The sequence below is a fragment of the Streptomyces sp. NPDC086023 genome (genome assembly GCF_044540325.1).
Lineage (GTDB): Bacteria > Actinomycetota > Actinomycetes > Streptomycetales > Streptomycetaceae > Streptomyces.
In genome coordinates, this window is the sequence record NZ_JBITRX010000015.1 from 182,836 (window position 1) to 207,632 (window position 24,797).

Here is a 24,797-nt window from a genome sequence, read left to right on the forward strand (position 1 = left end):
GGCCGGGGCACCCTGTCAAGGGCGCTCCGCTGCGCTCCGCGTCGCCTGCGGCGATTCCACTTCGTTCCACCCTTGACAGGGCACCCCGGCCCGGAACTAAAGACCTCGGCGGACACCCCCAGGAAAGACGCCCAGGGGGACCTCTCAGGCCAGTCGGTACCGGGTGTGTGACGCGGCAGCGAGGCCGGGCCCCCGCCCCACGGGGCGGACGCGTCAGCGTCCGTAGGCCCCCAGCCCGTCTCGGCGACTCCCGGCGGTCCATGGCTGTTCATAAGCCGCCACAGATCGCTACGCGCTCCTGCCTCACGGCGGCGGACGGCCGTCTTGGGCCGGACATAGGCCGCCAACGATCGCGTGTGCTTTTCCCGCCACGCGACGACCGACCGGTCCTGTCGCTACGAGAGCCGCCCACGGCGGCCGCGTGCTGCTCCGGCTCGGCGGCCGCCGGGCCGTCCCCGCCCGCCAGTTGCAGGAAATGGTCACTGGATCCAGGTCATCCCCGACGCCCGTCCCTTCCCACGTCCCTTCCCAGCCCACGACGGCCGTCTGTCGCCGTGAGGCAGGAGCGCGTAGCGATCGTTGGCGGCTTATGAAGGGGCACAGGCGGCCCGGAGGTCGCTGAGTCGGGCGGGGGGCCTACGGACGGTGGTGCGTCGCCCCGTGGGGCGTGGCCGGGCCCCGGTGCCGGGGGCGCGCACCTGGTACCGGAAGGCATGAGGTGTCCCCCAGGCCGTTTTCCTGGGGTTGTCCGCCGAGGTCTTTGCCTTCCGGGCCGGGGTGCCCTGTCAAGGGTGGAACGAAGTGGAATCGCCGCAGGCGACGCGACGAAGGAGCGCCCTTGACAGGGTGCCCCGGCCCGGAAACCCTCGGTCGGCGGACGGCCCCAGATACCTCCACCTCCCCGACACCGGCCCAGGTGATGCTGCCTCCGTGTCGTCCGCCCGCCTCCCTCGGGCCGGCCGCGGTGGTGCCGCACTCCGTTCACCACCCACCCTCCATCTGACCTTCCGTCAGAATGGAACGTGTTCTACTCTGCCGCGCATGGGCATCGGAATCACGCAAGAGCAGCGGGAGTTGGCCGAGGCCGTGCGCGGCTGGGTGGGGCGGAACGTGCCTCCGGAGGAGGTGCGGAAGCTGCTCGACGCGCCGCCCGGCCCGCGGGACAGACCCGCGTACTGGGACGGGCTGGCCGCCCAGGGCCTGCTCGCCCCGCACCTTGAGGGCGGCACCCTGCTCGACCTGGCCGTCGTGGTCGAGGAGGCCGCGCGCGGGGCGTTGCCCGGGCCCTTCCTGCCGAACGCGCTGGCCTCCGTACTCCTGGACCGGGCCGGGCACGCCGTACTGGCCGGGGAACTCGCCGCCGGCACCGGGATCGGGGCCGTGGCGCTGGGCGCCGGGTCCCTGACGGCCGTGGCCGTCGAGGGCGGCGGCCATCTGCTCGACGGCACCGCGCCCCCCGTCCTCGGTGCCGGCGAGGCCGATCTCGTGGTGCTGGCGGCCGAGGCCGCCCACGGCACCCTCTGGTTCGCCGTGGACGCGGCCTCCCTCGACGTGCGGGTCCACGACTCGGCGGATCCGACGCGGCCCACTGCCGAGGTGTCCGCCCACGGGGTGGAGGTTCCCGCGGGGCGGCTGCTCGCCGTGGATTCGGCCCTGGTGCGGGACCTGGCCTGCGCGCTGTTCGCCGCCGACGCCTGCGGCACGGCGGCCTGGGCGCTGCACACCGCCACCGAGTACGCCAAGGTGCGGGAGCAGTTCGGGCGCCCCATCGGGCAGTTCCAGGGGATCAAGCACCTGTGCGCGGACCTGCTCGTCCGGGTGGAGCAGGCCCGCGCGCTGGCCTGGGACGCGGCGTCCGCGGCCGGCGAGGCCGAGGCGGTGCGCGGTCTGGTGGCGGCCCTGGCCGCCGGGACCGCGCTCGACGCCGCGTACTCGTGTGCCAAGGACTGCATCCAGGTGCTCGGCGGCATCGGCTTCACCTGGGAGCACGACGCCCACCTCTTCCTGCGCAGGGCGCTGGTCGCCCGCCAGCTGCTGGGGCCCGGGGACGGGCACCGGACGCGGGCCGTGCGGCTGGCCGCCGCGGGCGCGCGGCGGGAGCTGCGGCTGGAGCTGCCGGCCGAGGCGGAGGCGTACCGGGCGGCGGCGCGCGAGGTGGTGGCGGACGTGCGGGGGCTCGACCCGGCCGCCGTACGCCGGGTGCTCGCACCCACCGGGTATGCGGCCCCGTACCTGCCCGCCCCCCACGGGCTGGGTGCCGGGCCGGTCCAGCAGCTCGCCGTGCAGCAGGAGATGCGGGAGGCGGGGGTGCGCGTGAGCGACCTCGGGATCGCCACCTGGGTCGTGCCCTCCCTGATCGCGTACGGGACGCCCGAGCAGCAGGAGCGGTTCCTGCTGCCGACGCTCCGCGGCGAGCTGTCGTGGTGCCAGCTCTTCTCCGAGCCCGGGGCCGGCTCCGACCTCGCCTCGCTGCGCACCCGGGCCGAGCGGGTCGAGGAGGGGTGGAGGGTCAACGGGCAGAAGGTGTGGACCAGCTCCGCGCACACCGCCGACTACGGCATCCTGCTCGCCCGCACCAACCCCGAGGCACCCAAGCACAAGGGGCTGAGCTACTTCGTCGTCGACATGAAGAACACCGTCGGCATCGAGATCCGTCCCCTGAAGGAGATCACCGGCGAGGCCCTCTTCAACGAGGTGTACTTCGACGACGTCCTGCTCCCGGCCGACGCGGTGGTCGGGCAGGTGGACGACGGGTGGCGGGTCGCCCGCAACACCCTCGGCAACGAACGCGTCCACATGGCCGACCAGATGGCCTTCGGCACTGGCCTGGAGGCGCTGATCTCGCGCGCCGGCGAGCTGGACGGCGCGTACCGGGCGCGGATCGGCGCGCTGGCCGCCGAGGCGCACGCCCTGGCCTGCATCGGGCTGCGCACCACCCTCCAGCAGGTGTCGGGCCTGGAGCCGGGCGCGGGTGCCTCCGTCCGCAAGCTCGTCCAGACGCCCCACCAGCAGCGGACCGCCGAGCTGGTGCTGGAGCTGCTGGGGCCGGCCGGCGCGGTGTGCGAGGGGGTGGGGGAGCGGGCGGTGCACGGGATGCTCATGTCCCGCTGCCTGACCATCGCCGGGGGCACCACCCAGGTCCAGCTGAACGTCGTCGCCGAGCGGATCCTCGGCCTCCCCAGGGACTAGGAGTCAACTTCCATGAAGGCGTACATCGTCGGCGTCGGGATGACGAAGTTCGAGAAGCCCGAGTCGCGGGACTGGCAGTACTGGGACATGGCGAAGGAGGCCGGGTCCGCGGCGCTGGCGGACGCGGGGATCGGGTACGACCGGGTGCAGCAGGTGCCCGTCGGGTACTGCTTCCAGGCCTCGACCGCCGGTCAGCGGGCCGCGTACGAGCTGGGGCTGAGCGGGGTCCCGGTCTACAACGTGAACAACAACTGCGCGACCGGCTCGACGGCGCTGATGATGGCCCGGCAGTTCGTCCAGGGCGGGATCAGTGACTGCGTGCTGGCGCTGGGCTTCGAGAAGATGAAGAAGGGCGCGCTCGGGGGCGGCGCCGACGGCGGCGACTTCAAGACCTCGCCCGTGGCACGCCACTACGGGATCATGGCGGCCGGGCACGGCTTCGAGATGTCCCCGCCGACCGCGCAGATCTTCGGCAACGCGGCGCGCGAGCACATGGACCGGTACGGGACGACCGAGGCGCAGCTCGCGGCGGTCGGCGCGAAGAACCACCGGCACTCGGCGAACAACCCCAACGCGCAGTTCCAGGACGTCTACACGGTCGAGGAGATCCTGGCCGCGAAGGAGATCCACCGGCCGCTGACCAAACTCCAGTGCTCCCCGACCTCGGACGGGGCCGCGGCGGCGCTGGTCGTCTCGGAGCGGTTCGTGGTCGAACACGGCCTGCACGACAAGGCGGTGGAGATCGCCGGCCAGGCGATGACCACGGACACGGCCGCCTCGTTCGACTCCGGCTCCTGCATCGACGTGGTCGGCAGGCCGATGACCGAGGCCGCCGCCCGGCAGGCGTACGAGCGGTCCGGGCTCGGCATCGAGGACGTGGACGTGGTCGAGCTGCACGACTGCTTCTCGGTGAACGAGCTGCTCACGTACGAGGCGCTGGGGATGTGCGGGGAGGGCAGGTCCGGGGAGCTGGTGGAGTCGGGCGCGACGACGTACGGCGGCCGGTGGGTGGTGAACCCCTCTGGCGGCCTGATCTCCAAGGGCCACCCGCTGGGCGCGACGGGGCTGGCGCAGGCGGCGGAGCTGGTCTGGCAGCTGCGGGGCGAGGCGGGGCCGCGCCAGGTGGCCGGTGCGCGGGTGGGCCTGGCCCACAACATCGGCCTCGGCGGCGCGGCGGTGGTGACGGTGCTGCGGCGGTCGTAGGGGCGTGGGCCTGACCGGGCCCCGTCGGGGAGCCCGGGCCCGGTCAGGCCCGCGGTGGGGTGGCCGAGGGCGCGCAGTCCGAAGCCGTCGGCCCCGCGGCTGACCGGCGCCGCACAGGGCGGCCGCGTACTACGCGCCCGCCGGGTCCGCCAGGGCCGGGTCGACCACCGTTTCGCCCATCGAGGCGCGGCGGACGGCCTCCGCGAGGTCCGGTACCGGGCCGTCGCGGAGGACCAGGCCCGCCGCGCCCGCGGCGAGGGCCCGGCCGGCCAGCCCCGGGTGGGCGGACGTGGCCAGGACCAGCACCCGGCACTCCGGGACCTCGGCGAGCACCGCCGAGACCGCCGACACCTCGTCCACCAGGGCCACTTCGGGGCGGCACATGATCGCGGCGGCCGCGAGGTCGTCCCCGGCGCGGACCTGGGCCACCACGTCGATGTCCGGTTCCATTCCCAGCAGGACCGCGAGGGCCCGGTCGGCCGGGGCCAGCAGCACGCGCAGCGAGCGTGCGGTACGGAAATTCCGGGGCATTTCGTCCATCAGGCCAGCGTAGGGCCGTAGCCCCGTCTCCGCTCCCCGAAGCGGGATCTGACGTGTGGTCAGGAGTCTTCACAACTCCTGGGGGGTGCGTTATACATAGGGGCCACCGGCCTAGAACGCGTTCTAGATCTGTTCCCGGATCCACGACGGGGCAGCACGCCAGGCCGGTCCGCAAGCGACCTCGGTGCGGCCGACGGTGCGGACGGCCGCACCGAGGTCTTCCAACAAAGGAGCAAGCAGCCGATGCCGATCGACGCCGCAAAGGCCCTCGCCGCCGAACCCCGCGAGAGTGAGCTCAGCTGGGACCACAAGGACGTCCAGCTGTACCACCTCGGGCTCGGCGCGGGCATCCCGGCCAACGACCCCGACGAGCTGCGCTACACCCTGGAGTCCAGGCTCCACGTCCTGCCCAGCTTCGCCACTGTCGCCGGCGCCGGGATGGCCATGCTCGGCGGCCTCGGCGCTCCCGGCATCCAGGTCAACCTGGCCGCCGTCCTGCACGGCGGACACACCATCACGCTCCACCGGCCGATCCCGGTCAAGGGCCAGGCCCGCTCCAGCTCCAAGGTCGCCGCGGTCTACGACAAGGGCAAGGCGGCCGTCATCGTGCTCCGCTCCGAGGTCGCCGACGCCGACGGTCCGCTGTGGACCAGCGACGCGTCGATCTTCGTGCGCGGGGAGGGCGGCTTCGGCGGCGACCGCGGCCCCTCCGAGCGCCTCGAACCGCCCGCGCGCGAGCCCGAGCGGACCGTGGAGCGCACGATCCGCGAGGAGCAGGCGCTGCTCTACCGCCTCTCCGGCGACTGGAACCCCCTGCACGCGGACCCCGAGTTCGCCAAGATGGCGGGCTTCGACAAGCCGATCCTCCACGGCCTGTGCTCGTACGGCATGACCCTCAAGGCCGTGGTGGACACCCTGCTCGACGGCGACGTCTCCCGCGTCCGCTCGTACCGCACCCGCTTCGCCGGGATCGTCTTCCCCGGCGAGACCCTGCGCATCCGGATGTGGCGGGAGCCCGGCCGGATCCAGGTGGCGGTGACGGCCGTCGACCGGGACGACGCGCCGGTGCTCGCCGACACGGCCGTCGAGCACGCGTAAGCCCCGTACGCGCCGGCCGAGCACGCACAACAGGCAACAGCCGTACCTCCGTACAGCCCCGCAAGCGCCAGCCAGAAGGAGCCGCACCGTGCGCGCAGCACTGCAGAGCGAGATCGGCCAGGACAAGCTCGAGGTCGTCGAGGACATGGAGGCCGTGGGCTTCGGCCCCGGCAAGGTCCGCATCAAGATCAAGGCCACCGGCCTGTGCCACTCCGACCTCTCCGCGATGAGCGGCGTACTGCCCCAGCCCGCGCCGTTCATCCCCGGCCACGAGGGCTCCGGCGTGATCACCGACATCGGCGACGGGGTCACCGGACACCAGGCCGGCGACCGGGTCCTGGTCTGCTGGCTGCCGCCGTGCGGCGTCTGCCCGGCCTGCAAGCGCGGCCAGGGCCACCTGTGCCTGGCCAGCTTCGGCAACGTCGCCACGCCCAACTTCCGCCGCGGCACCGGGGACGTCTTCGGCTTCGCCGGCACCGGCACCTTCGCCGAGGAGATGGTCGTACCGGCCTCCTGCGCCATCCCGATCCCGGACGACCTGCCGTTCGACATCGCCGCCCTGATCGGCTGCGGGGTCACCACGGGCCTCGGCGCCGCGATCAACACCGCCCAGGTGACCGCCGGGTCCTCGGTGGCCGTCGTCGGCTGCGGCGGCGTCGGCATCTCCGTGATCCAGGGCGCCAAGGTCCAGGGCGCCGCCCAGATCATCGCGGTCGACCCGGTCGAGTCGCGGCGGGAGGCGGCCCTGCGCTTCGGCGCCACCGAGGCCGTCGACCCGGCTGCCTTCGACGACGCCAAGAACCGGATCACCGCGGGCGAGGGCTTCGACTACGTCTTCGAGGTCGTCGGCAAGTCCGCCACCGCCCAGACCGCGTACCAGATGACCCGGCGCGGCGGCACCGTCTGCATCGTCGGCGCGGGCGCCCTGGACGACAACTTCCAGATCAACATGTTCTCGCTGTTCTTCGACGAGAAGCGGATCCTGCCCTCCATGTACGGCGGCGGGGACGTGCTGCGCTCCTACGAGCGGACCATCGCGCTCTGGCGGGCCGGGCGCGTGGACCTGGAGAGCCTGATCACCCACCGGGTGCAGCTGCCCGAGATCAACGACGCCCTCGACCAGATGCGCACGGGCGTGGCGCTGCGCACCTGCATCGAACTCTGAAGGGGACCTTGATGTCACTGCCACTTGAGGGCCTGTCCGCGATCGTCACGGGCGCCGGCCGGGGACTCGGGCGGGCCGAGGCGATCGAACTCGCCCGGCTCGGCGCGAGCGTGGTCGTCAACGACTTCGGCCAGCCCGGCCGCGACGGCTCGGGCGAGGCCTCGGCCGCCCCCGCCGAGGAGGTCGTCGCCGAGATCCGCGCCGCGGGCGGGCAGGCCGTGGCGCACCTCGGGGACGTGGCCGACTTCGAGCAGGCGCGCGAGCTGGTCGGGCTGGCGGTCGACACCTTCGGGAAGCTCGACGTCCTGGTCAACAACGCGGGCATCCTGCGCGACCGGATGATCTTCTCGATGTCGGAGGAGGAGTGGGACTCGGTGATCCGGGTCCACCTCAAGGGGCACTTCAACACCACGCACTTCGCCGCCGCACACTGGCGGGAGCGCTCCAAGGCGGCCGGCGGGCCGGTCTACGGGCGCATCGTCAACACCTCCTCCGAGGCCTTCCTCGGCGGCTCCGCGGGCCAGCCCAACTACGCGGCGGCCAAGGGCGGCATCGTCGGCCTGACCACGTCCACCGCGCTGGCGCTGGCGAAGTACGGGGTGACGGCGAACGCCATCTGCCCCCGCGCCCGCACCCGCATGACCGAGGACGTCTTCGCCGGCTTCGAGGTGCCGGAGGAGGGCAGGCTGGACCCGCTGGCGCCCGAGCACGTGGCGCCGCTGGTCGGGTACCTGGCCTCACCCGCCTCCGCCCGCGCCAACGGCCAGCTGTTCGTGGTCCACGGCGGCATCGTGGTGGTCATGGAGCGCCCGAAGGTGGCGGCGAAGTTCGACACCGCCAAGGAGTCCTTCTCCTTCGAGGAGCTGGACGAGCTGCTCACCCCGCACTACGCCGCCCGCCCGGCCGGCGAGACCTTCGCGGCACCGGAGGTGCTCGGCCTGAAGAAGGGGTGACCGACCGCGCTGCGGGGAGCCGGCGCCCCCACCGCACGGCAGAGGGCCCGGGAGCGGTTGCTCCCGGGCCCTCTCGTACGTGCCTGCGGCCTTGCGGCCTCGCTACGCGGCCTGCTCCTCCGCGGGAGACAGGCGGCGGTGGCGGCCGCGGGTCGGCGCCGCCGAGTCCTCGCACGCGGCGGCGCCGCCGCGGTGACGTCCGTGACCCTCGGCCCCCGCCGGACGCGCCTCGATGGTGTCGGTCATCGCTTCAGACATCTGGGAAGTCACTCCGTATCGCTCTCAACCGTCCGGCCGTGCCCCCCTGACGCGGCCATCCACCACGAATCTAATCAGACGGCAGTGACAGCCGGAGGCGCCGGATCGCCGTCCGAGCGGAAGTCGAGTGCTTCTCAACGGCCGGTCAGCGGAGCCTGTTGCAGCGGTACGGGCCGGGGCGCGGCCGGCGGTGCCGGGAGCGGGGAGGGCTGGGCCGGCACCGAGGTCGGCATCACCCTTATCTGCGGCGCCGGCTGGGGCATCGTCGCCGTCAGCACCCCGCACGGCTCGTCCCCCGTCGCGTACGGCAACCTCAGCAGCCCGTCCCGCGTCCACAGCCCCGCGCCGCCCAGCCACCCCACCGGCGCCCGCAGCTCGAACAGCCGCTTCTCGGACGGCCGCCACAGCCCCAGCCGCACGTCCCCGGCCGCCCCCGCGTACCTGTCCGCCCCCGTGCCACCGGCCGCCCCCGCGTCCCTGTCCGCCCCCGCGCCACCGGCCGCCCCCGCGTCCCCGCCCAGCCGCAGCGCCACCGCGCAGCTCTCCGGCATCAGCGCCTGCCCCGGCTGCACCGCGAACGGCACCGCCGAACTCCCCGCCGCCCGCAGGCACTCCGGGAACCGCACCGGCCGCGCGCTCCCCAGCACGCCCCACCCCAGCCGCGGTTCCCCCGGGGCGTCGGAACGGATCAGCAGCAGCCCGCTGTCCGGATCCGCCAGCAGCAGCCGGTCGTCGCTCCGCTCCGTGATCTGGAGCAGCGGCGACACCTCGCCCGCCCGGCCCAGGTCCACGGAGACGGCCTTGACCCGCCCTCCGGTCTCCCGGTCCAGGGCCAGCATCCGCCCCGCGCGGTCCAGCCACACGCCCCCCGAGCACGATCCGGCGAGCTCCGCCACCCGCTCGGGTGCCGACGTACCCCCCGCCACCCGCCAGACCGTGCTCGTCCCCCCGCCCGCCACCAGCGCGTACGCGCTCCGCCCGTCCGGTGCCGGCGGCAGCAGCGTCACCCGCTGCTCCTCCCGCGCCTCGATCCCGCCGAGCGCCAGCTCCCCCGTACGCGGCCCCGCGCTCCCCCCGGACCCCGTCGGGTAGAGCAGCGCGAACGCGTGCCGCTCGGCGACCCTGCGGTGGATCAGCACCCTCCCGTCGGTCAGCGGCAGCACCTCGCTGTCCGCCTCCTCGGGCTGGTCCAGCGGCAGCGGAACCGCGTACGGCTCCGGCCCGTCCAGCGTCCAGCGCTCGGGGAACCGGGCCTCTCCCTCACCCGCCAGCCGCGCGGCGTACGAGCCGTCGGCGGCGATCGTGAACGCGGGGCCGGCAGTCTCGGTGGCACAGACTGTCATCGGAACGTCACCTCCAGCGAGGAAGCTAGTTTTCGCACTTCCAGCCGAACAACACGACCACACCCGCTTCACACATAAGGGTGGCCACCGCACGATTCGCCTGAGGGGGACGGGGCGAATGTGCTGCGAGGGCATGCCGAGTGGCCCGAAGGGACCCCCCTCCGGGCCGCCGGAACCCCGGCGGCAGCGGTCCGCGCAGTGCCCCGCCCCTCCCGCACGCCCCGGGCCAGGCCCGGAGCCGTACGGCCAGGCCAGGCCCAGGCCGTACGGACGGTAGCCTTGGCTCGTGCCCCGTCTGTCTGAAGTCATCGCCGCGCTCGACGCCCTCTGGCCCCCCGCGCGGGCCGAGCAGTGGGACGCGGTCGGAACCGTCTGCGGCGACCCCGACGCCGAGGTCACGCGCGTGCTCTTCGCCGTGGACCCCGTCCAGGAGATCGCCGACGAGGCCGTGGAACTCGGCGCCGACCTGATCGTCACCCACCACCCGCTGTACCTGCGCGGGACCACGACGGTCTCCGCGGGCACCTTCAAGGGCAAGGTCGTGCACACGCTGATCAAGCACGACATCGCCCTGCACGTCGCCCACACCAACGCCGACACCGCCGACCCGGGCGTCTCCGACGCCCTCGCCGGCGCCCTCGACCTGCGGGTCACCGGTCCCCTCGTACCCGACCCCACCGACCCCTCCGGGCGTCGCGGCCTGGGCCGGATCTGCGAGCTGGACCACCCCCAGACGCTGGCCGAGTTCGCCGGGCGGGTCGCCGCCCGGCTGCCCGCCACCGCCCAGGGCGTGCGGGTCGCCGGGGACGCGGACGCGGTGATCCGCACCGTCGCCGTCAGCGGCGGCTCGGGCGACAGCCTCTTCGACCAGGTGCGGGCGGCCGGCGTCGACGCGTTCGTCACCGCAGACCTGCGCCACCACCCGGTGTCGGAGGCCCGCGAGACCAGTCCCCTCGCCCTCCTCGACGCCGCCCACTGGGCCACCGAATGGCCCTGGTGCGAGCAGGCCGCCGCCCAGCTCGACGCGATTTCCGACCGGCACGGCTGGGGCCTGCGCACCCACGTCTCGCACACGGTCACCGACCCCTGGACCGCCCATGCGGCGTCCACCGTTCCCACCACCACTGGAGCCCCCAACTGAACGCCGAGCCCGCCGACCAGATCCGACTCCTCGACGTCCAGGCCCTGGACGTACGGCTGTCGCAGCTCGCCCACAAGCGCAAGTCGCTGCCCGAGCACGCCGAGCTCGACTCCCTGAACAAGGACCTCACGCAGCTGCGCGACCTGCTCATCGCCGCGCAGACCGAGGAGAGCGACACCGCCCGCGAGCAGACCAAGGCGGAGCAGGACGTGGACCAGGTGCGCCAGCGTGCCGTCCGCGACCAGCAGCGCCTGGACTCCGGCGCGGTCACCTCCCCGAAGGACCTGGAGAACCTCCAGCGCGAGATCGCCTCGCTGGCCAAGCGCCAGGGCGACCTGGAGGACGTGGTCCTGGAGGTCATGGAACGCCGCGAGTCCGCGCAGGAGCGCGTCGCCGAGCTGACCGAGCGCGTGTCGTCCGTGCAGGCGAAGACCGACGACGCCACCGCGCGCCGCGACGCCGCGACCGCCGAGCTCGACGCCGAGACGACGGCCGTCACCAAGGAGCGCGAGGTCGTGGTCGGTTCCGTGCCGGCCGACCTGATCGCCCTGTACGAGAAGATCCGCGCCAAGCAGGCGGGCGTCGGTGCGGCCAAGCTGTACCAGCGCCGCTGCATGGGCTGCCAGATCGAGCTGGACATCGCCGAGGTCAACGAGGTCAAGGCCGCGCCCCGGAACCAGGTCGTGCGCCACGAGAACTGTGGCCGGATCCTGGTCCGTACGGCCGACTCGGGCATCTGATGCGCCGCCTCGTCGTCGAGGCCGACGGGGGCTCCCGGGGCAACCCGGGGCCCGCGGGCTACGGCGCCGTCGTCATCGACCCGGTCAGCGGCGAGACGCTCGCGGAGCGGGCCGAGTACATCGGCGTCGCCACGAACAACGTGGCCGAGTACAAGGGCCTGATCGCCGGCCTGACGGCCGTGCGGGAACTGGCGCCGGACGCGTCCGTGACCGTGCGGATGGACTCCAAGCTCGTCGTCGAGCAGATGTCGGGCCGCTGGAAGATCAAGCACCCGGACATGAAGCCGCTGGCCGCCGAGGCCGCGCGGATCCTGCCGGGTGCCCAGGTCGCGTACGAGTGGATCCCGCGCGAGCGGAACAAGCACGCCGACCGGCTGGCGAACGAGGCGATGGACGCCGGCAAGCGCGGCGAGCAGTGGTCGCCGTCCGCTTCCTCGGCGGCCCTGGACCGGGGCGCGGCCCGTGCGCTGGCCGTTCCGCCGCCCGCCGGGCCGCCCGGCGACGCGGCGGCGGGTGCCGCGGCGGCGCGCGCGGCGCTGGCCGGGGCTGGGGCCGGGGCCGGGGCCGCGTCCGCAGGTGCGGGCTCGGGTGTACGGGACCGGGACGCCGCCCGTGCGGCCGCCGGGACCCCCGCGGCGCTGGACACCACCGCCGTGGTGGAGGCCTCCCACGAGACGAGGCCGGCCCCGACCGCCGGCTGGGGCGCCCCGGACCTGGGGACGCCGGCGACCTTCGTCCTGCTGCGGCACGGCGAGACGGCCCTGACCCCGCAGAAGCGGTTCTCCGGCAGTGGCGGCACCGATCCGGAGCTGTCTCCGGCCGGCCTGCGGCAGGCCGAGGCGGTGGCCGCGGCCCTCGCCGCGCGGGGAACGATTCAGGCCATCATCAGTTCGCCGCTGAAGCGCTGCCGGCAGACCGCGCAGGCGGTCGCCGACCGCCTCGGACTCGACGTCCTGGTCGACGAGGGGCTGCGCGAGACGGACTTCGGCGCCTGGGAGGGGCTGACCTTCGCCGAGGTGAAGGAGCGTCACCCGGAGGACCTGGAGGCCTGGCTCGCCTCGCCGAAGGCCGCCCCGACGGGCGGCGGCGAGAGCTTCGCGGCGGTGACCCGGCGCGTCACGGCGGCCCGTGACCGGCTGCTGAGCCGCCACCAGGGCCGTACGGTGCTGCTGGTGACGCACGTCACCCCGGTCAAGACGCTGGTGCGGCTGGCCCTCGGGGCCCCGCCGGAGGCGCTGTTCCGGATGGAGCTGTCTGCCGCCTCGCTGTCGGCGGTTGCGTACTACGCGGACGGGAACGCGTCCCTCCGCCTGCTGAACGACACCTCGCACCTGCGCTGACGGAATGCGGCCACGGGCTGAACGGCAGTCCGTGGCCGGATTTCGCCCTTCCTGGGTGATCCAAAACCTGTGCACCATGCCGGGGCTCTTCACATACTCTTCACGCGAAGGATCCGTATGTCCAAGCTCCGGCTGATTGCCGTCCCCGTCCTCGCCGCCGCGATGGGCCTGGCCTCCGCGGCCACCGCGAACGCCGCCACCGCGACGATCACCAAGGCGGAGTACGACAAGATCAAGCTCGGCGTCTCCACCGCCACCATGCACGCCGCCGCGGGCCGCGGCGCCTGCAAGCTGGTGAGCAGCTCGACGGTGGGCGGCATCACGCTCAAGTCGTACGAGTGCAAGGGCAACAAGCCCTACAGCTCCGCGAACTTCAGCTTCACCAACAACAAGCTGGACCTCCGCATGCAGGTGCTGCTGGACGGCGGCACGTCCAACGGCAAGATGACCAAGGCGAAGTACCTGAAGGTCACCGTGGGCAAGACCATCACCCAGATGAAGGAGATCACCGGCACGGGCACCTGTGTCCGCACCGGCCAGAGCGAGATGAAGGGCCTCCGCACCTCGACCTACGAGTGCGAGCAGGCCAGCACCGGCGGCGCCGCGATCTTCCTCTTCGAGAACGGCAAGCTGGACATGCGCAGCCAGTACGGCCTGCGCTGACCCTCCCCGGTCGTGACACGCCGCCCTCCGGCAACCCCGGGGGCGGCACCCCGAAAAGCGGATAACCGCACCGCGCGGGGCCTGTGGTGAGTACGGTGAGCGGCCTCACGTTCCGCTCGCTGTTCCCCAGGAGCACGCCATGGCCATGCCTCCGTCCGGTCCCGGCTACCCGCAGCAGCAACCGCCCGCCGCACCCGGCGGCCTGAACAGCGGACAGAAGGCCGTCGTCGGCTGCGGCGGCGTCTTCGCGGCGGTCATCGTCCTGGCCCTCGCGGTGGGCGCCTGCTCGGCGGACGCGAAGACCGTGGTCAAACCCGTGCCCGGCCCGACCGTCACGGTCACGGCCACGGTGACGGCCCCCGCCGAACTCGCACCGGCGCCGGCGGTGACGGTCACCGTCACCGAGCCGGGGCCCACCGTCACGGTGACGGAGCAGGCCGAGGACGGCGGTGCGGGCGGGTCCCTGACGGGCGGTGGCGGCGGCGGAAGCGCGGCCTACTACCGGAACTGCGCCGCCGCACGCGCGGCGGGCGCGGCACCCGTCCGCCGCGGCGACCCGGGGTACGGGCGCCATCTGGACCGGGACGGTGACGGCGTCGCGTGCGAGTGAGGGCGCACCGGGGAGGGCGCCCACCTCCCCAGGCGCTGCGCCGCAACCGGGGTGATCTTGGATGGGCTGATCGGACGCACGGGCGCGCGGCGCGGGACGGTCCATCGGGGCGCTTACCCGATGATCGCCGCACCCAAGCGCAAGCGATCGAAAGGCGCCACCCCCTCATGTCTCTCGCCTCCCAGGCTGCCCGCCGCCAACTGGCCGCCGGAGCAGTCACGCTCGGCCTGAGCGCAGCCCTGGTCCTGCCCGCCGCCGCCCAGACCACCGCGTCCGCCTTCGGCACGGGCGGGAGGCCGGACGGCCGGGTCACCGCGAAGACGACCCAGTACGTCCGCTCCGCCCCCACCACGCACGCCATGAAGCTCGGCAGCCGCAAGAGCGGCACGCACGTGCGCCTGAAGTGCAAGGTCCGGGGCGAGACGGTCGACGGGAACGACATCTGGTACCGGCTCGCCGACATCGAGGGCTGGATGGCGGCCCGCTACGTGAAGAACCACCACCCGGTGCCGTGGTGCCCCGTCAAGCCCCCGCCGACGAAGGGCGAGAAGGGGGACAAGGGCGACCGCGGTGAGCCGGGTCCGAAGGGCGACCGGGGCGAGCCGGGTCCGGCGGGTCCGGTGGGTCCGGCGGGTCCGGCGGGTGAGAAGGGCGACCCGGGGGACACCGGCCCGGCAGGTCCGGCTGGTGAGCGCGGTGAGCAGGGAGAGGCCGGTCCGGCAGGTCCGGCTGGTCTTCAGGGTGAGCGTGGCGAGGCCGGTCCGGCAGGACCCCAGGGTCCCGCCGGTGCGGACGGGCGCGACGGCTCGCCGGGCCCGAAGGGCGACACCGGCCCGCAGGGTGAACGCGGAGCCGACGGAGCCCCCGGTCCGGCCGGTCCCAAGGGCGACCCGGGCGACACCGGCCAGGTCGGTCCTCAGGGCCCGGCAGGTGCCGACGGCCGTGACGGAGCCCCCGGGTCCAAGGGCGACACCGGACCGGCCGGCCCGGCCGGTCCGCAGGGCGACAAGGGCGACGTGGGCCAGACCGGCGCCCAAGGTGAGCGGGGCGAGCGTGGTGAGGCCGGTCCTGCGGGGCCTGAGGGTCCGGCGGGTGCGAAGGGCGATACAGGGGCCCAGGGCCCGAAGGGTGACACCGGCGCGCAGGGGCCCCAGGGCGACAAGGGCGATGTGGGCCAGACCGGTGCCCAGGGCTTGAAGGGCGACAAGGGTGACCCGGGCGAGGTGGGGCCGGCGGGTCCGCAGGGTCCGGCTGGTCCCCAGGGTGAGCGTGGTGAGGCCGGTCCGGTGGGACCTGAGGGTGCGGTGGGCGCGAAGGGTGACACGGGTGCTCAGGGTCTGAAGGGTGACCCGGGTGAGGCCGGTCCGGTTGGTCCTCAGGGCCCGGCGGGCGACAAGGGCGACACCGGCGCGCAGGGGCCCCAGGGCGACAAGGGCGACAAGGGCGATGTGGGCCAGACCGGTGCCCAGGGCGCGCAGGGTGAGCGGGGTGAGTCGGGCCCTGCCGGTCCTGCGGGTCCGAAGGGTGACGCCGGGGCTCAGGGTCCTGCGGGTCCGAAGGGTGACGCCGGGGCTCAGGGTCCTGCGGGCCCGAAGGGTGACACCGGGGCTCAGGGGCCCGCGGGCCCGAAGGGCGACACCGGGCCGGCGGGGCCGACTCGGAAGCCGGTCACGCTCGTCGGTGAGGTCCAGACCGTGTCCCGGAACACCTCGCGCAACTACGCCGGTCCCGTCTGCCCCGCCGGGACGGACGTGATCGGCGGCGGCTTCTACCAGACGGGCACCCCGTCCGACGCGAACCTGCTGACCAGCCACCCCAACACCGAGGCCAACCGGTGGGACGTGTGGCTGAAGAACCCGGTCGCCGCGGCGGACACCGGCGTACGCGTCTACACGATCTGCCAGCCCACCGGCTGACGCCGAGCCAGACGGGCCAGGCGCGGCCGGCCGAGACCTACGGTGCCCCCGTCCGCTGTCCGAGCAGCGGACGGGGGCACCGTCACGTCCGGCCCCGGTATGCAAAAACCCGCCCCGATCGGGGATTCCCCAGGTCAGTGCGGGTGTGGCAGACGAGTCGGCCTGTACGCCGGGTTCTGTCGCCCGGAGACCTCGCGGTCGCCGGGGAGACGGCCATCCATCTAGGACCGGTGTTGCCACCGGCCTCGTGCGGTCTACCCGCGGACTCGGGCGGGCAGCCCTCGATCGTCCGCGCAGGACCGGATTCCTCCGGCCCCTCTTGACCTTGCTCCGGGTGGGGTTTACCTAGCCGCCTGGGTCACCCCAGGCGCTGGTGGTCTCTTACACCACCGTTTCACCCTTACCGGGGGCCGAAGCCTCCGGCGGTCTGTTTTCTGTGGCACTGTCCCGCGGGTCACCCCGGGTGGGCGTTACCCACCACCCTGCCCTGTGGAGCCCGGACGTTCCTCGGCGGGCCCCTCGCGGGTCCCGACGCGGCCGCCCGGCCGGCTCGTCTGCCGTGCCGACCATGCTACCCGGCACCGCGGCGTCGCTTGACCTTGCCGCAGCGGCAACGTTTGTACTGGGCGCATGCGGATCGGAGAGATCGCCGCGCTGGTCGGGGTCACCACCCGGGCCATCCGGCACTACCACCACGTCGGGCTGCTGCCCGAGCCCCGGCGGCTGGCCAACGGCTACCGCGCCTACACCGTGCGGGACGGGGTGCTGCTGGCGCGCGTCCGGCGGCTGACGGAGCTGGGCCTGAGCCTGGACGAGGTGCGGGACGTGCTCGCCGACGACGCCGGCCGCGACCTGGCCGACGTACTGGAGGAGCTGGACGCCGACCTCGCCCGTCAGGAGGCCGCGTTGCGGGAACGGCGGGAGCGGCTGGCCGCGCTGCGGGAGGCGGGCGGCGATGCCGAGGCGGTCCCGCCTGCGCTGGCCGCCCTGCTGGCCAAGGCGCCGGCCACCGGCTCCCCGACGGCCGCCAAGGACCGGGAGCACCTGCTGCTGCTGGACACGGCGGGCGGCGGGGGAGCGGAGCTGTACGCCGCGCTCGGCGCGCTGGCCGCAGACCCCGCCGTACTCGGGCTGTACGAGCGGCTCGACGAGCTGGCCGACGCGCCCGCGGACGACCCGCGGATCGGCCCGCTCGCGGCGGAGCTGATCGCGGCGGTCCCGGCGGAGGTGTTCGCCGCGATCCCGGCGGAGGGGCCGGCCGTGCCCGGGTTCAAGGAGGCCCTGCTGGCCGACTTCGAGCCCGCGCAGGCGGAGGTGGTCCGGCTGGTGATGGACGGCATGATCGAGAGGGGACGGACATGAGGACGCTCAACGCCCTGTGGCTGCGGACACCCGTGTGGCTGCGGAGGCTTCTGGTGCACGAACTGCGTTCCACCCGCTCGCTGTTCCTCTGGGCGGCGCGCCGCCGGCACGGGGTGCGCGAGGGCGACCTCGCCGTCCCGTACACCTCGCCCCAGACGGCGATGATGTACGGCTTCCTCTTCGTCTCCGTCGTCGAGACCGTGGCGCTGGCCCACCTGATCCCGTGGCCCGCGGTGCACCGGGCGCTGCTGGTCCTGGACGTGTACGGGGTGGTGCTCGTCCTCGCGATGCACGCCGCCTGCGTCACCCGCCCCCACCTGGTCCGCCCGGACGGCTCGCTGCGGGTGCGGTACGGCGCGCTCTTCGACCTGGAGGTGCCCGCCGACGCGATCGCCTCGGTGCGGGTGGACCGGCGCTACCCGGAGGGGCGGCTGGTGCGGGAGGACGGGGTGGGGGTGCTGGACCTGATCGTGGGCAGCCAGACCACCGTCACCCTCGAACTCACCCGCCCCCTGCCCGTCGTACGCCCCCTCGGCGCCCGCACCGAGGCCCGCACCCTCCGCTTCCACGCCGACGCCCCGGCCGCCCTGGTGGCCAGGGTCCGGGCGGCGCTCCCGGCCTGACGGCCGCGGCAGGGTGGGCGGTGCGGGGGGTCCGGTGCAGGGGGGGCCGGTGCTCGGGGTCGGGTGCCGGGGGCCGGTGCTCGGCCCCGGTGCACCGGACCCCCGGCGCCCGAGAGCTCTTCCTACAGCGGGTGGTCGGGCGCGAGCGCGGCCGCGATCCGCTTGGCGACCACCTCGGCCTGGTTCCCCTCCGGGGTGGTCGGGGTCTGCGTGGCCGAGACCGCGATGGCCAGCCGCTCCGCGGGCAGGTAGGCCTGGATCGCCGCGTAGCCGGAGAAGGACGGGTTCTGCACGGTCCAGTCCTTGACCACGATCACGCCCATGCCGAAGTGGAAGTCGTCGGTCTGCTTCAGGCACACGTCCGCGGGGCAGGTCGCCGTGCCGCCGCCGAGGCCGACCGTGCCCGGGTTCAGCAGGGTGCGGTACGAGCGGGGCGAGATCAGCTCACCGCTGCCGATGCCCTGTGCCGAGCGCGCCAGGTCGCAGATGTGGCTGGTGATCACGGCGCCGGGCGCCGTGGTCCACGACGGGTTCCAGAAGGTGGACTCCTCGTAGAAGCCGCGGTCCGAGGTGTAGGCGTGCAGGACGGGGGAGGGGATGTCGGGCGTGAAGTTGTTACGGGTGTTCCGGAGCCCCAGCGGGCCCCAGATCCGCTCCTTCAGCAGGACGTCGATCCGGGTGCCGGTGATCTTCTGGAGGGCGTCCGTCAGCAGCACGTAGTTGGCGTGCGAGTAGCTCCAGCTGGTGCCCGGCTCGTACCAGAAGGAGTGGCTGAAGGGGAACGCGAGCAGCTCCTGCGGCGTCCACTGGCGGAACGGGTCCTTCGGCAGCTCCGCGAGGAAGGCCGGGTCGGTGACGTAGTCGTGCAGGCCGCTGGTGTTGGTGGCCAGCATCCGCAGGGTGATCTTGTCGGCCTTCGGCAGGTACGGCAGCCAGCGTTCCACGGTGTCGTCGAGCCGGAGCCTCTTCTCCTCGGCCAGCTGGAGGAGGAGCGTGCCGATGTGGGCGAAGACCACCGATCCGGCGCGGAAGTGCATGTCGGGCCGGGCCGGCACGCCCGTCATGGACTCGCCGAGGGCGTCGGTGTAGACGTCGTGCCCGTCGCTCGCGACCTTCACCTCGACGGAGTTCAGGTGCAGTTCCTCCTTGGCCAGGCGGACGACCTCCCGCACCTTCCGGCCGTCGGGTCCGAGCGGTCCCTCGGTCCGCACGCAGTCGGGACCGCCCCGGCCGCCGCCCCGCCCGTCCGCCGCGGGCGCGGCGAGGGCGGTGCTCTGGAGGGTGAGGGCGAGCAGCGCCGCGCAGATCAGGGCCCGGCGGGTGCGCGGACGGGCGCTCCGCGCCCCGGACGGGGCGGGGGACGGGGGCGTGGACGGGGCGGCGGTGGGCCGGGGGGTACGCGTCATGCCCGCACTATCCACGGACGATCGGTATCCATCGCACGAACCCACCGCAAACCGTGCCAGATGCCCCCGCACGGCCCCCGCACGGACCTCAGGCCGGAGTGCGGGGGCCGGACCTCGGGTCGGAGTGCGGGGGCCGGACCTCGGGTCGGAGTGCGGGTCGGAGTGCGGGGGTCGGACCTTGGGTGGGAGCGCCGGGGTCGGACCTTGGGTGGGAGCGCCCGGGCCGGACCTCGGGCCGGGTAGGCGGGCGGGCTGGATCTCAGGCGGGGTGGGCCGGACCTCGGGCCGGGAAGGCAGGCCCGAGGCCCGACCTCAGGCCGGAGCGAAGAGGATCTTCGCGTGGCCCGGGTCGGCCTGGGCGAGCCGGACGCGGATGCGCTCGCCCAGCGGCAGCGCCCCGTCCGCGGACTCGACGCGCCCCACCACCGCCGGGTCCTCCAGGTGCACCGTGCCCACCAGCGGCTCCCGCTCCTTCACGTCGATCACCGTCGCGTCGAAGACCTCGCCCACCCGGTCCTTGAGCAGGGCCGCCTCCACCAGGTCCACGCACTCCCGCTCCACCGTGTTGGCCAGCCGGGCGCCGTCGGCCATCTGCCGCGGCAGGGCGTCCAGCGCCGCCAGCGCCCACTCCGGCGGCTCCCGGCCCGCGCTGAACGCCAGGCACAGCTCACCCGCGTACCGGTCGGCCAGGCGGCGCAGCGGCGCGGTGCAGTGGGTGTACGGCGCGGCCACGGCGGCGTGCACCGCCGGGTCCGGCGCCGCACCGTTCCGGAACACCGTGTACCCCGCGCCCCGCAGCAGGGCCGTGCACTCCTGGAGGAACGCGGCGTGCCGGGGGCGCCGCGGGTCGAGGGAGCGGACCAGTTCGGCGTACGGGACGTGGTGCGGCCACTCGATGCCCAGCGCCTTCGCGGCCCGGCGCAGGCGGCCGACCGCACCGTCCGGGGCCATGGGAAGGGTGCGCAGGATCCCCGTACCGGCGGCCAGCATCAGCTGGGCCGCCGCCATGCCGGTCAGGAGCGAGAGCTGCGCGTTCCAGCCCTCCACGGGCAGCGGTGCCCGGTACGCCAGCTCGAAGCCGCCGTTCCGCCTGGTGATCTCCTGCTCCGGTACGTTCAGCGAGACGCCGCCCCGCTCGACCTCCAGCGCCTCCCGCAGCTGCCCGACCTCCCGCAGCAGCGCGAGCGGCTCCTCGGCGGTGCCGGCGTCCAGCGCGTGCTGCACCCCGGTGTAGTCGAGCTTGGCCCGGCTGCGCACCAGCGCCCGCCGTACCTCGCCGGCCTCCACCCGGCCCTCCCCGTCCAGGTCGTGCCGCCACACCAGCGCGGGAGCGGTGTGGTCCGGCAGCAGGCTGGCCGCCCCCTCGGACAGCACCGCCGGGTGCAGCGGCACCTTCTCGTCGGGGAAGTAGAGGGTGGTCACCCGGCGGTGTGCCTCGGCGTCCACCGTGCCGCCCGGCACGACGAAGGCGGCCACGTCGGCGATGGCGTAGTGGACGCGGTAGCCGCCGCCCGGCCGCCGCTCCACGTGCAGGGCCTGGTCCAGGTCCACGGAGTCGGGCGGGTCGATGGTGAGGAAGGGGAGGTGGGTGGCGTCCTCCGCGGGCAGCCGGGGTTCCCGCGCGGCCCGCTCCGCCTCCTCCAGGACAGCCGCCGGGAAGGCCTCCGGCACGCCCAGCTCCCTGCGCAGGTCCCGCAGGGCGTCCCGCAGCGGGGCCGCCGCTGCGCCGGTCATGTGCATCTGACGGCGTGGCATGTACCCGAGCGTAGGTGCGGGGGCCGGGACCGGCACGGCGAGCGGGGGTGGGGGTGGGGGTGGGGGTGGATGTGCGGGGGAGTGAGGGGGCGGGCGTGGGGCGGGCGTGGGGCGGCGGGTGGCAGGCGTGGGGTGGCGGGGTTGCGGGGTTGCGGTGCGGTGGTGCGGCGGGGTTGCGGTGCGGCGAGAGCTTGGCGGCGGCGCGGCTACGCTCTTCGGGGGGCCGCACCCCTCGCTCGTCCGTACCAGAAGGAGAACCGCCGTGCTCGTGCTGCTGCCGCCGTCCGAAGGAAAGGCCGCCAGTGGCTCCGGCTCGCCCCTCAAGCCCGAGGGGCTCTCCCTGCCGGGCCTGGCCGCGGCCCGCGCCGCCGTCCTCGACGAGCTGGTCGAGCTGTGCGCGGGCGACGAGCAGAAGGCCCGCGAGGTGCTCGGCCTCAGCGAGGGCCTGCGCGGCGAGGTCGCCAAGAACGCAGAGCTGCGCACCGCCGGCGCCCGCCCGGCCGGGGAGATCTACACCGGCGTGCTGTACGACGCCCTGGACCTGGCCGGTCTGGAGCCGGCCGCCCGGGCCCGCGCCGAGGCCTCGCTGGTGGTGTTCTCGGGGCTGTGGGGCGCGGTGCGGATCGGCGACCGGATCCCTTCGTACCGCTGCTCGATGGGTGTGAAGCTGCCCGGCCTCGGCGCGCTCGGTGCGTACTGGCGGACGCCGATGGCCGAGGTGATGCCGGAGGCGGCGGGCGACGGTCTGGTGCTGGACCTGCGGTCCTCTGCGTACGGGGCCGCCTGGAAGCCGAAGGGCGAGGTGGCCGGGCGGACGGCCACCGTGCGGGTGCTGCAGTCGCAGATCGTGGACGGTGTGGAGAAGCGCTCCGTGGTGAGCCACTTCAACAAGGCCACCAAGGGACGGCTGGTCCGCGACCTGCTGCGGGCCGGCGCCGCCCCCGCGGACCCGGCCGAGCTGCTCGTCGCGCTGCGGGACCTGGGGTACGTGGTCGAGGGCGAGGCCCCCGCCAAGGCGGGCAAGGCGTGGTCGCTGGACGTGGTGGTGACGGAGATCCACTGACGGAACCGGCGGGCACCGGGCCCTTCACGTCGACGCCCGTTGCGCTCTGTGCAACGGGCGTTGCGCTGTGCGTGCGTACTCGTGAGGATGGCGGCATGTCGTCATCGGTCGAGGGGTCCGGACTGGATTCCGGACGGGATTCCGTCCGGGAATTCGGATTGGGCTCCGTACTGGACCACGCACCCGTTCTCCCCGTCGTGGTGCTGGAGGACCGCACCGCCGCCGTGCCACTGGCCCGGGCGCTCGTCGCCGGCGGGCTGCCGGCGATCGAGGTGGCCCTGCGGACCCCGGCCGCGCTGGACGCGATCAGGGCGGTGGCCGCGGAGGTGCCGGAGGCGGTGGTCGGCGCGGGCACGGTGGTCGGCGCGCGGCACGCGGAGCGGGCGGTGGCGGCGGGGGCGCGGTTCCTGGTGAGCCCGGGCTGCTCGGCGGGGCTGCTGGCGGCGATGCGGGGGACGGGGGTCCCGTACCTGCCCGGGGCCGCGACGGCGTCGGAGGTGTTGGGGCTGCTGGAACAGGGCGTGACGGACCTGAAGTTCTTCCCGGCCGAGGCGGCCGGCGGCACGCGCTACCTGCGCTCGCTGGCAGGGCCGCTGCCCGCCGCGCGGTTCTGCCCGACCGGCGGCATCACGGCCGCGACGGCACCGGAGTACCTGGCGCTGCCGAACGTCGCCTGCGTGGGCGGCACCTGGCTGCTCCCGGACGGGGTGCTGGCGGCCCGGGACTGGGACCGCGTGACGGAACTGGCCCGCGCGGCGGCGGCGCTGGGCGGGCCGGCCGTGTGAGGGCGGGGGTGCCCCCTGCGGGTGAGGGTGCCGGTGGGGATGGGGGTGCCCGGGGGATGGGGGTGCCCGGGGGATGGGGTGTCTGGGGCATGGGGTGTCTGGGGCATGGGGGTGCCCGTGGGGATGGCGGTGCCCGCGGCGGCGGTGCCGCCTACCGGCTGAGCGGCCAGGCCACCGCGTGCGCGTCGTGGTCGGCCTCCGCCAGGTGCTGGGCGCAGGCGTCGGTGAGGATCTCCAGCAGGGTCAGCGGATCGGGGAGGGGGTGCTCGGGTCCGCGTACCCAGTCGACGGTCAGCTCACCGGGCAGGGCCGCCGGCGGTACGAGCACGTAGCTGCCCCGGCAGTGCCAGCGCAGGCCCGGATGCTCGTCCATGGTCTCGGGGTGGCAGTCCAGTTCGCAGGGCCACCACTCGTCCTCGTCCTCGGGAGTGCCGCGGGTGGCGGTGAAGAACAGCATCCGGCCGTGACCGCCCTCGTCCCCGGCGCCCGACTCGGCCACCGGGCCGACTTCGATGCCGGCGGCGAGCAGCCGCTCCAGCGCGGCCCGTCCGGCCTCCAGCGGTACGTCCAGGACGTCGTGGACCATGCCGGTCGCGGTGATGAAGTTGGCCGAGGGCTGGTTGCGTGCCCAGCGCTCGATCTGGGCGCGGTCGGTGGTGGACTGGGTCTGCCACGCGAAGGAGAGCGGGTGCCGGGCCGGCGTGGGACAGCCGATGCGTTCGCACGAACACCGGTAGCCGGCGGGGTGCGCGGCCGGAGCGATCGGGAGGCCTGCGGAGGCGGTGGCCAGGAGCAGGGACTCGCGCTGCCGGCCGGGGTCTTCGGCCGCGGGCTTGCGCAGACCGCGCAGCCACTGGGAAATCCTGCTCTGCTCGCCGCGTTTGACGCGGCTGGACTCAGACCCCATGTATCCCCTCACCTCACCGTTGGCCCCGGCAGACCGCTCCATCGTCCCACCATCCTGCGCCCCGGGTGACCGCACTTCCCAACCGGGGGGCGGGGGGCGGGGGCTCGGGTCGGGCCGCATTTCAGGGCAAAGGGGTTATATGTGGGTGATGTGGGGGTGGCGCGGGGGTGGTGTGGGGGTGGTGCACGGGCGGTGCGTGGGCGATGTGGGGGTGGTGCGTGGGTGGTGCGTGGGCGGTGCGTGGGTGGTGCGTGGGTGGTTGTGGCGGGGTGAGGGGTGGGTGAGAGGGGAGGGGGGCCGGCCCTTGCCGGTGAGGGCGTGCAGGCCTTGTTGGTGCGGGTGTACGGGCTCCTGGCGCCGGGCGTTCGGGCCGCCCGGAGCCGGCCCGCTGGGCTCCCGGCGCCACTCCACCCGGCGCTGGCCGGGGGTGGGGCCGTGATGCGACCGGGGCGCGCCGCGTGCTTGCCGGTGACTTTCGCCACGCGGCTGCGTTGGTGCCGCGTTGCCGCGTTGCCGCGTTGCCGCGTTGCCGCGTTGCCGCGTTGCCGCGTTGCCGCGTTGCCGCGTGCCGCACAGCAGCCCTACCGCGCCCTCGTACTGTCCCGCAGCTGTGGGCCCGCGCCCGCCGAAGCCTGCTTCGGGGGTGGGTCGTGTGGTGTGTGGGTCCCCTCGGTGCTTGACCCGTCGTGGCCTGCAGGCCCAGCGGCAGGCCCACCCCTGGGGCAAGGGGCTTCGCC

At 74.3% G+C, this 24,797-nt stretch carries 21 protein-coding genes and 1 other RNA gene; 15 read left to right on the forward strand and 7 right to left on the reverse strand.

Annotated elements, in window-relative coordinates:
• Positions 1–1,041 precede the first annotated feature (1,041 nt).
• Together ACIF6F_RS27400 and ACIF6F_RS27405 are read left to right on the forward strand one after the other, a co-directional pair.
• Positions 1,042–3,189, forward strand: coding sequence for an acyl-CoA dehydrogenase (locus ACIF6F_RS27400; protein WP_399951981.1), 2,148 nt, complete (start codon positions 1,042–1,044; stop codon positions 3,187–3,189).
• A 12-nt stretch (positions 3,190–3,201) separates the two neighbouring features.
• A complete protein-coding gene (locus tag ACIF6F_RS27405) occupies positions 3,202–4,392 on the forward strand; it encodes a lipid-transfer protein (protein WP_399951983.1) in 1,191 nt (396 codons plus the stop codon).
• A 129-nt stretch (positions 4,393–4,521) separates the two neighbouring features.
• On the opposite strand, the gene ACIF6F_RS27410 is transcribed toward ACIF6F_RS27405, so the two are convergent.
• The gene (locus tag ACIF6F_RS27410) at positions 4,522–4,932 is read right to left on the reverse strand and encodes a DNA-binding response regulator (protein WP_399951985.1); all 411 of its coding nucleotides are present in this window, start codon (positions 4,930–4,932) and stop codon (positions 4,522–4,524) included.
• A gap of 243 nt (positions 4,933–5,175) precedes the next feature.
• Between ACIF6F_RS27410 and ACIF6F_RS27415 the strand changes: the two genes are divergently transcribed.
• The 3 genes from ACIF6F_RS27415 (at position 5,176) to ACIF6F_RS27425 (ending at position 8,148) form a co-directional block, all read left to right on the forward strand.
• Positions 5,176–6,030 carry a MaoC/PaaZ C-terminal domain-containing protein gene (locus ACIF6F_RS27415; protein WP_399951987.1) on the forward strand — a complete coding sequence of 285 codons (855 nt, stop codon included), beginning with the start codon at positions 5,176–5,178 and terminating at the stop codon, positions 6,028–6,030.
• A gap of 88 nt (positions 6,031–6,118) precedes the next feature.
• The gene (locus tag ACIF6F_RS27420; protein WP_399951990.1) at positions 6,119–7,195 is read left to right on the forward strand and encodes a Zn-dependent alcohol dehydrogenase; all 1,077 of its coding nucleotides are present in this window, start codon (positions 6,119–6,121) and stop codon (positions 7,193–7,195) included.
• Between the two features lie 11 nt (positions 7,196–7,206).
• Positions 7,207–8,148 carry a 3-oxoacyl-ACP reductase gene (locus ACIF6F_RS27425; protein ID WP_399951993.1) on the forward strand — a complete coding sequence of 314 codons (942 nt, stop codon included), beginning with the start codon at positions 7,207–7,209 and terminating at the stop codon, positions 8,146–8,148.
• Between the two features lie 102 nt (positions 8,149–8,250).
• Here the strand turns inward: ACIF6F_RS27425 and ACIF6F_RS27430 are convergent, their stop codons facing one another.
• Positions 8,251–8,406 (reverse strand): hypothetical protein, encoded by a 156-nt coding sequence (locus ACIF6F_RS27430; RefSeq protein WP_399951996.1) that lies wholly within the window; start codon positions 8,404–8,406, stop codon positions 8,251–8,253.
• Between the two features lie 134 nt (positions 8,407–8,540).
• On the reverse strand, positions 8,541–9,749 hold the full coding sequence (locus tag ACIF6F_RS27435) for a hypothetical protein (RefSeq protein WP_399951999.1): 1,209 nt from the start codon (positions 9,747–9,749) through the stop codon (positions 8,541–8,543).
• A gap of 286 nt (positions 9,750–10,035) precedes the next feature.
• Between ACIF6F_RS27435 and ACIF6F_RS27440 the strand changes: the two genes are divergently transcribed.
• The 6 genes from ACIF6F_RS27440 (at position 10,036) to ACIF6F_RS27465 (ending at position 16,159) form a co-directional block, all read left to right on the forward strand.
• Positions 10,036–10,890, forward strand: coding sequence for a Nif3-like dinuclear metal center hexameric protein (locus ACIF6F_RS27440; RefSeq protein WP_399952003.1), 855 nt, complete (start codon positions 10,036–10,038; stop codon positions 10,888–10,890).
• A complete protein-coding gene (locus ACIF6F_RS27445; RefSeq protein WP_399952068.1) occupies positions 10,887–11,630 on the forward strand; it encodes a zinc ribbon domain-containing protein in 744 nt (247 codons plus the stop codon). Before ACIF6F_RS27440 ends, ACIF6F_RS27445 begins: the two co-directional genes overlap by 4 nt.
• On the forward strand, positions 11,630–12,970 hold the full coding sequence (locus ACIF6F_RS27450; protein ID WP_399952006.1) for a bifunctional RNase H/acid phosphatase: 1,341 nt from the start codon (positions 11,630–11,632) through the stop codon (positions 12,968–12,970). Before ACIF6F_RS27445 ends, ACIF6F_RS27450 begins: the two co-directional genes overlap by 1 nt.
• A 117-nt stretch (positions 12,971–13,087) precedes the next feature.
• A complete protein-coding gene (locus ACIF6F_RS27455) occupies positions 13,088–13,633 on the forward strand; it encodes a hypothetical protein (RefSeq protein ID WP_399952009.1) in 546 nt (181 codons plus the stop codon).
• Between the two features lie 139 nt (positions 13,634–13,772).
• Entirely contained in the window at positions 13,773–14,243 is a 471-nt protein-coding gene (locus ACIF6F_RS27460) for an excalibur calcium-binding domain-containing protein (RefSeq protein ID WP_399952012.1), read from the forward strand.
• Between the two features lie 167 nt (positions 14,244–14,410).
• Positions 14,411–16,159, forward strand: a complete 1,749-nt coding sequence (locus ACIF6F_RS27465; RefSeq protein WP_399952015.1) for a hypothetical protein — start codon at positions 14,411–14,413, stop codon at positions 16,157–16,159.
• A gap of 149 nt (positions 16,160–16,308) precedes the next feature.
• Here the strand turns inward: ACIF6F_RS27465 and rnpB are convergent.
• Positions 16,309–16,712: RNase P RNA component class A (rnpB, locus tag ACIF6F_RS27470), an RNA gene on the reverse strand.
• Between the two features lie 77 nt (positions 16,713–16,789).
• Between rnpB and ACIF6F_RS27475 the strand changes: the two genes are divergently transcribed.
• Together ACIF6F_RS27475 and ACIF6F_RS27480 are read left to right on the forward strand one after the other, a co-directional pair.
• Positions 16,790–17,521, forward strand: a complete 732-nt coding sequence (locus tag ACIF6F_RS27475) for a MerR family transcriptional regulator (RefSeq protein WP_399952020.1) — start codon at positions 16,790–16,792, stop codon at positions 17,519–17,521.
• Complete coding sequence (locus ACIF6F_RS27480) at positions 17,518–18,144, forward strand: hypothetical protein (RefSeq protein ID WP_399952023.1); 627 nt, start codon at positions 17,518–17,520, stop codon at positions 18,142–18,144. The genes ACIF6F_RS27475 and ACIF6F_RS27480 overlap by 4 nt, the downstream gene beginning before the upstream one ends.
• Positions 18,145–18,266: 122 nt before the next feature.
• Here the strand turns inward: ACIF6F_RS27480 and ACIF6F_RS27485 are convergent, their stop codons facing one another.
• Both ACIF6F_RS27485 and ACIF6F_RS27490 read right to left on the reverse strand, forming a co-directional pair.
• Complete coding sequence (locus tag ACIF6F_RS27485; protein WP_399952026.1) at positions 18,267–19,550, reverse strand: serine hydrolase domain-containing protein; 1,284 nt, start codon at positions 19,548–19,550, stop codon at positions 18,267–18,269.
• Positions 19,551–19,862: 312 nt separating this feature from the next.
• Positions 19,863–21,305: an RNB domain-containing ribonuclease gene (locus tag ACIF6F_RS27490; RefSeq protein WP_399952029.1), complete on the reverse strand. Its 1,443-nt coding sequence runs from the start codon at positions 21,303–21,305 to the stop codon at positions 19,863–19,865.
• 262 nt (positions 21,306–21,567) lie between these two features.
• Here ACIF6F_RS27490 and yaaA point away from each other — a divergent pair, with 262 nt between their 5' ends.
• A complete protein-coding gene (yaaA, locus tag ACIF6F_RS27495) occupies positions 21,568–22,368 on the forward strand; it encodes a peroxide stress protein YaaA (protein ID WP_399952032.1) in 801 nt (266 codons plus the stop codon).
• 158 nt (positions 22,369–22,526) lie between these two features.
• Positions 22,527–23,153, forward strand: a complete 627-nt coding sequence (eda, locus tag ACIF6F_RS27500; protein ID WP_399952035.1) for a bifunctional 4-hydroxy-2-oxoglutarate aldolase/2-dehydro-3-deoxy-phosphogluconate aldolase — start codon at positions 22,527–22,529, stop codon at positions 23,151–23,153.
• A gap of 151 nt (positions 23,154–23,304) precedes the next feature.
• On the opposite strand, the gene ACIF6F_RS27505 is transcribed toward eda, so the two are convergent.
• The gene (locus tag ACIF6F_RS27505) at positions 23,305–24,060 is read right to left on the reverse strand and encodes a bifunctional DNA primase/polymerase (protein WP_399952040.1); all 756 of its coding nucleotides are present in this window, start codon (positions 24,058–24,060) and stop codon (positions 23,305–23,307) included.
• Positions 24,061–24,797 lie beyond the last annotated feature (737 nt).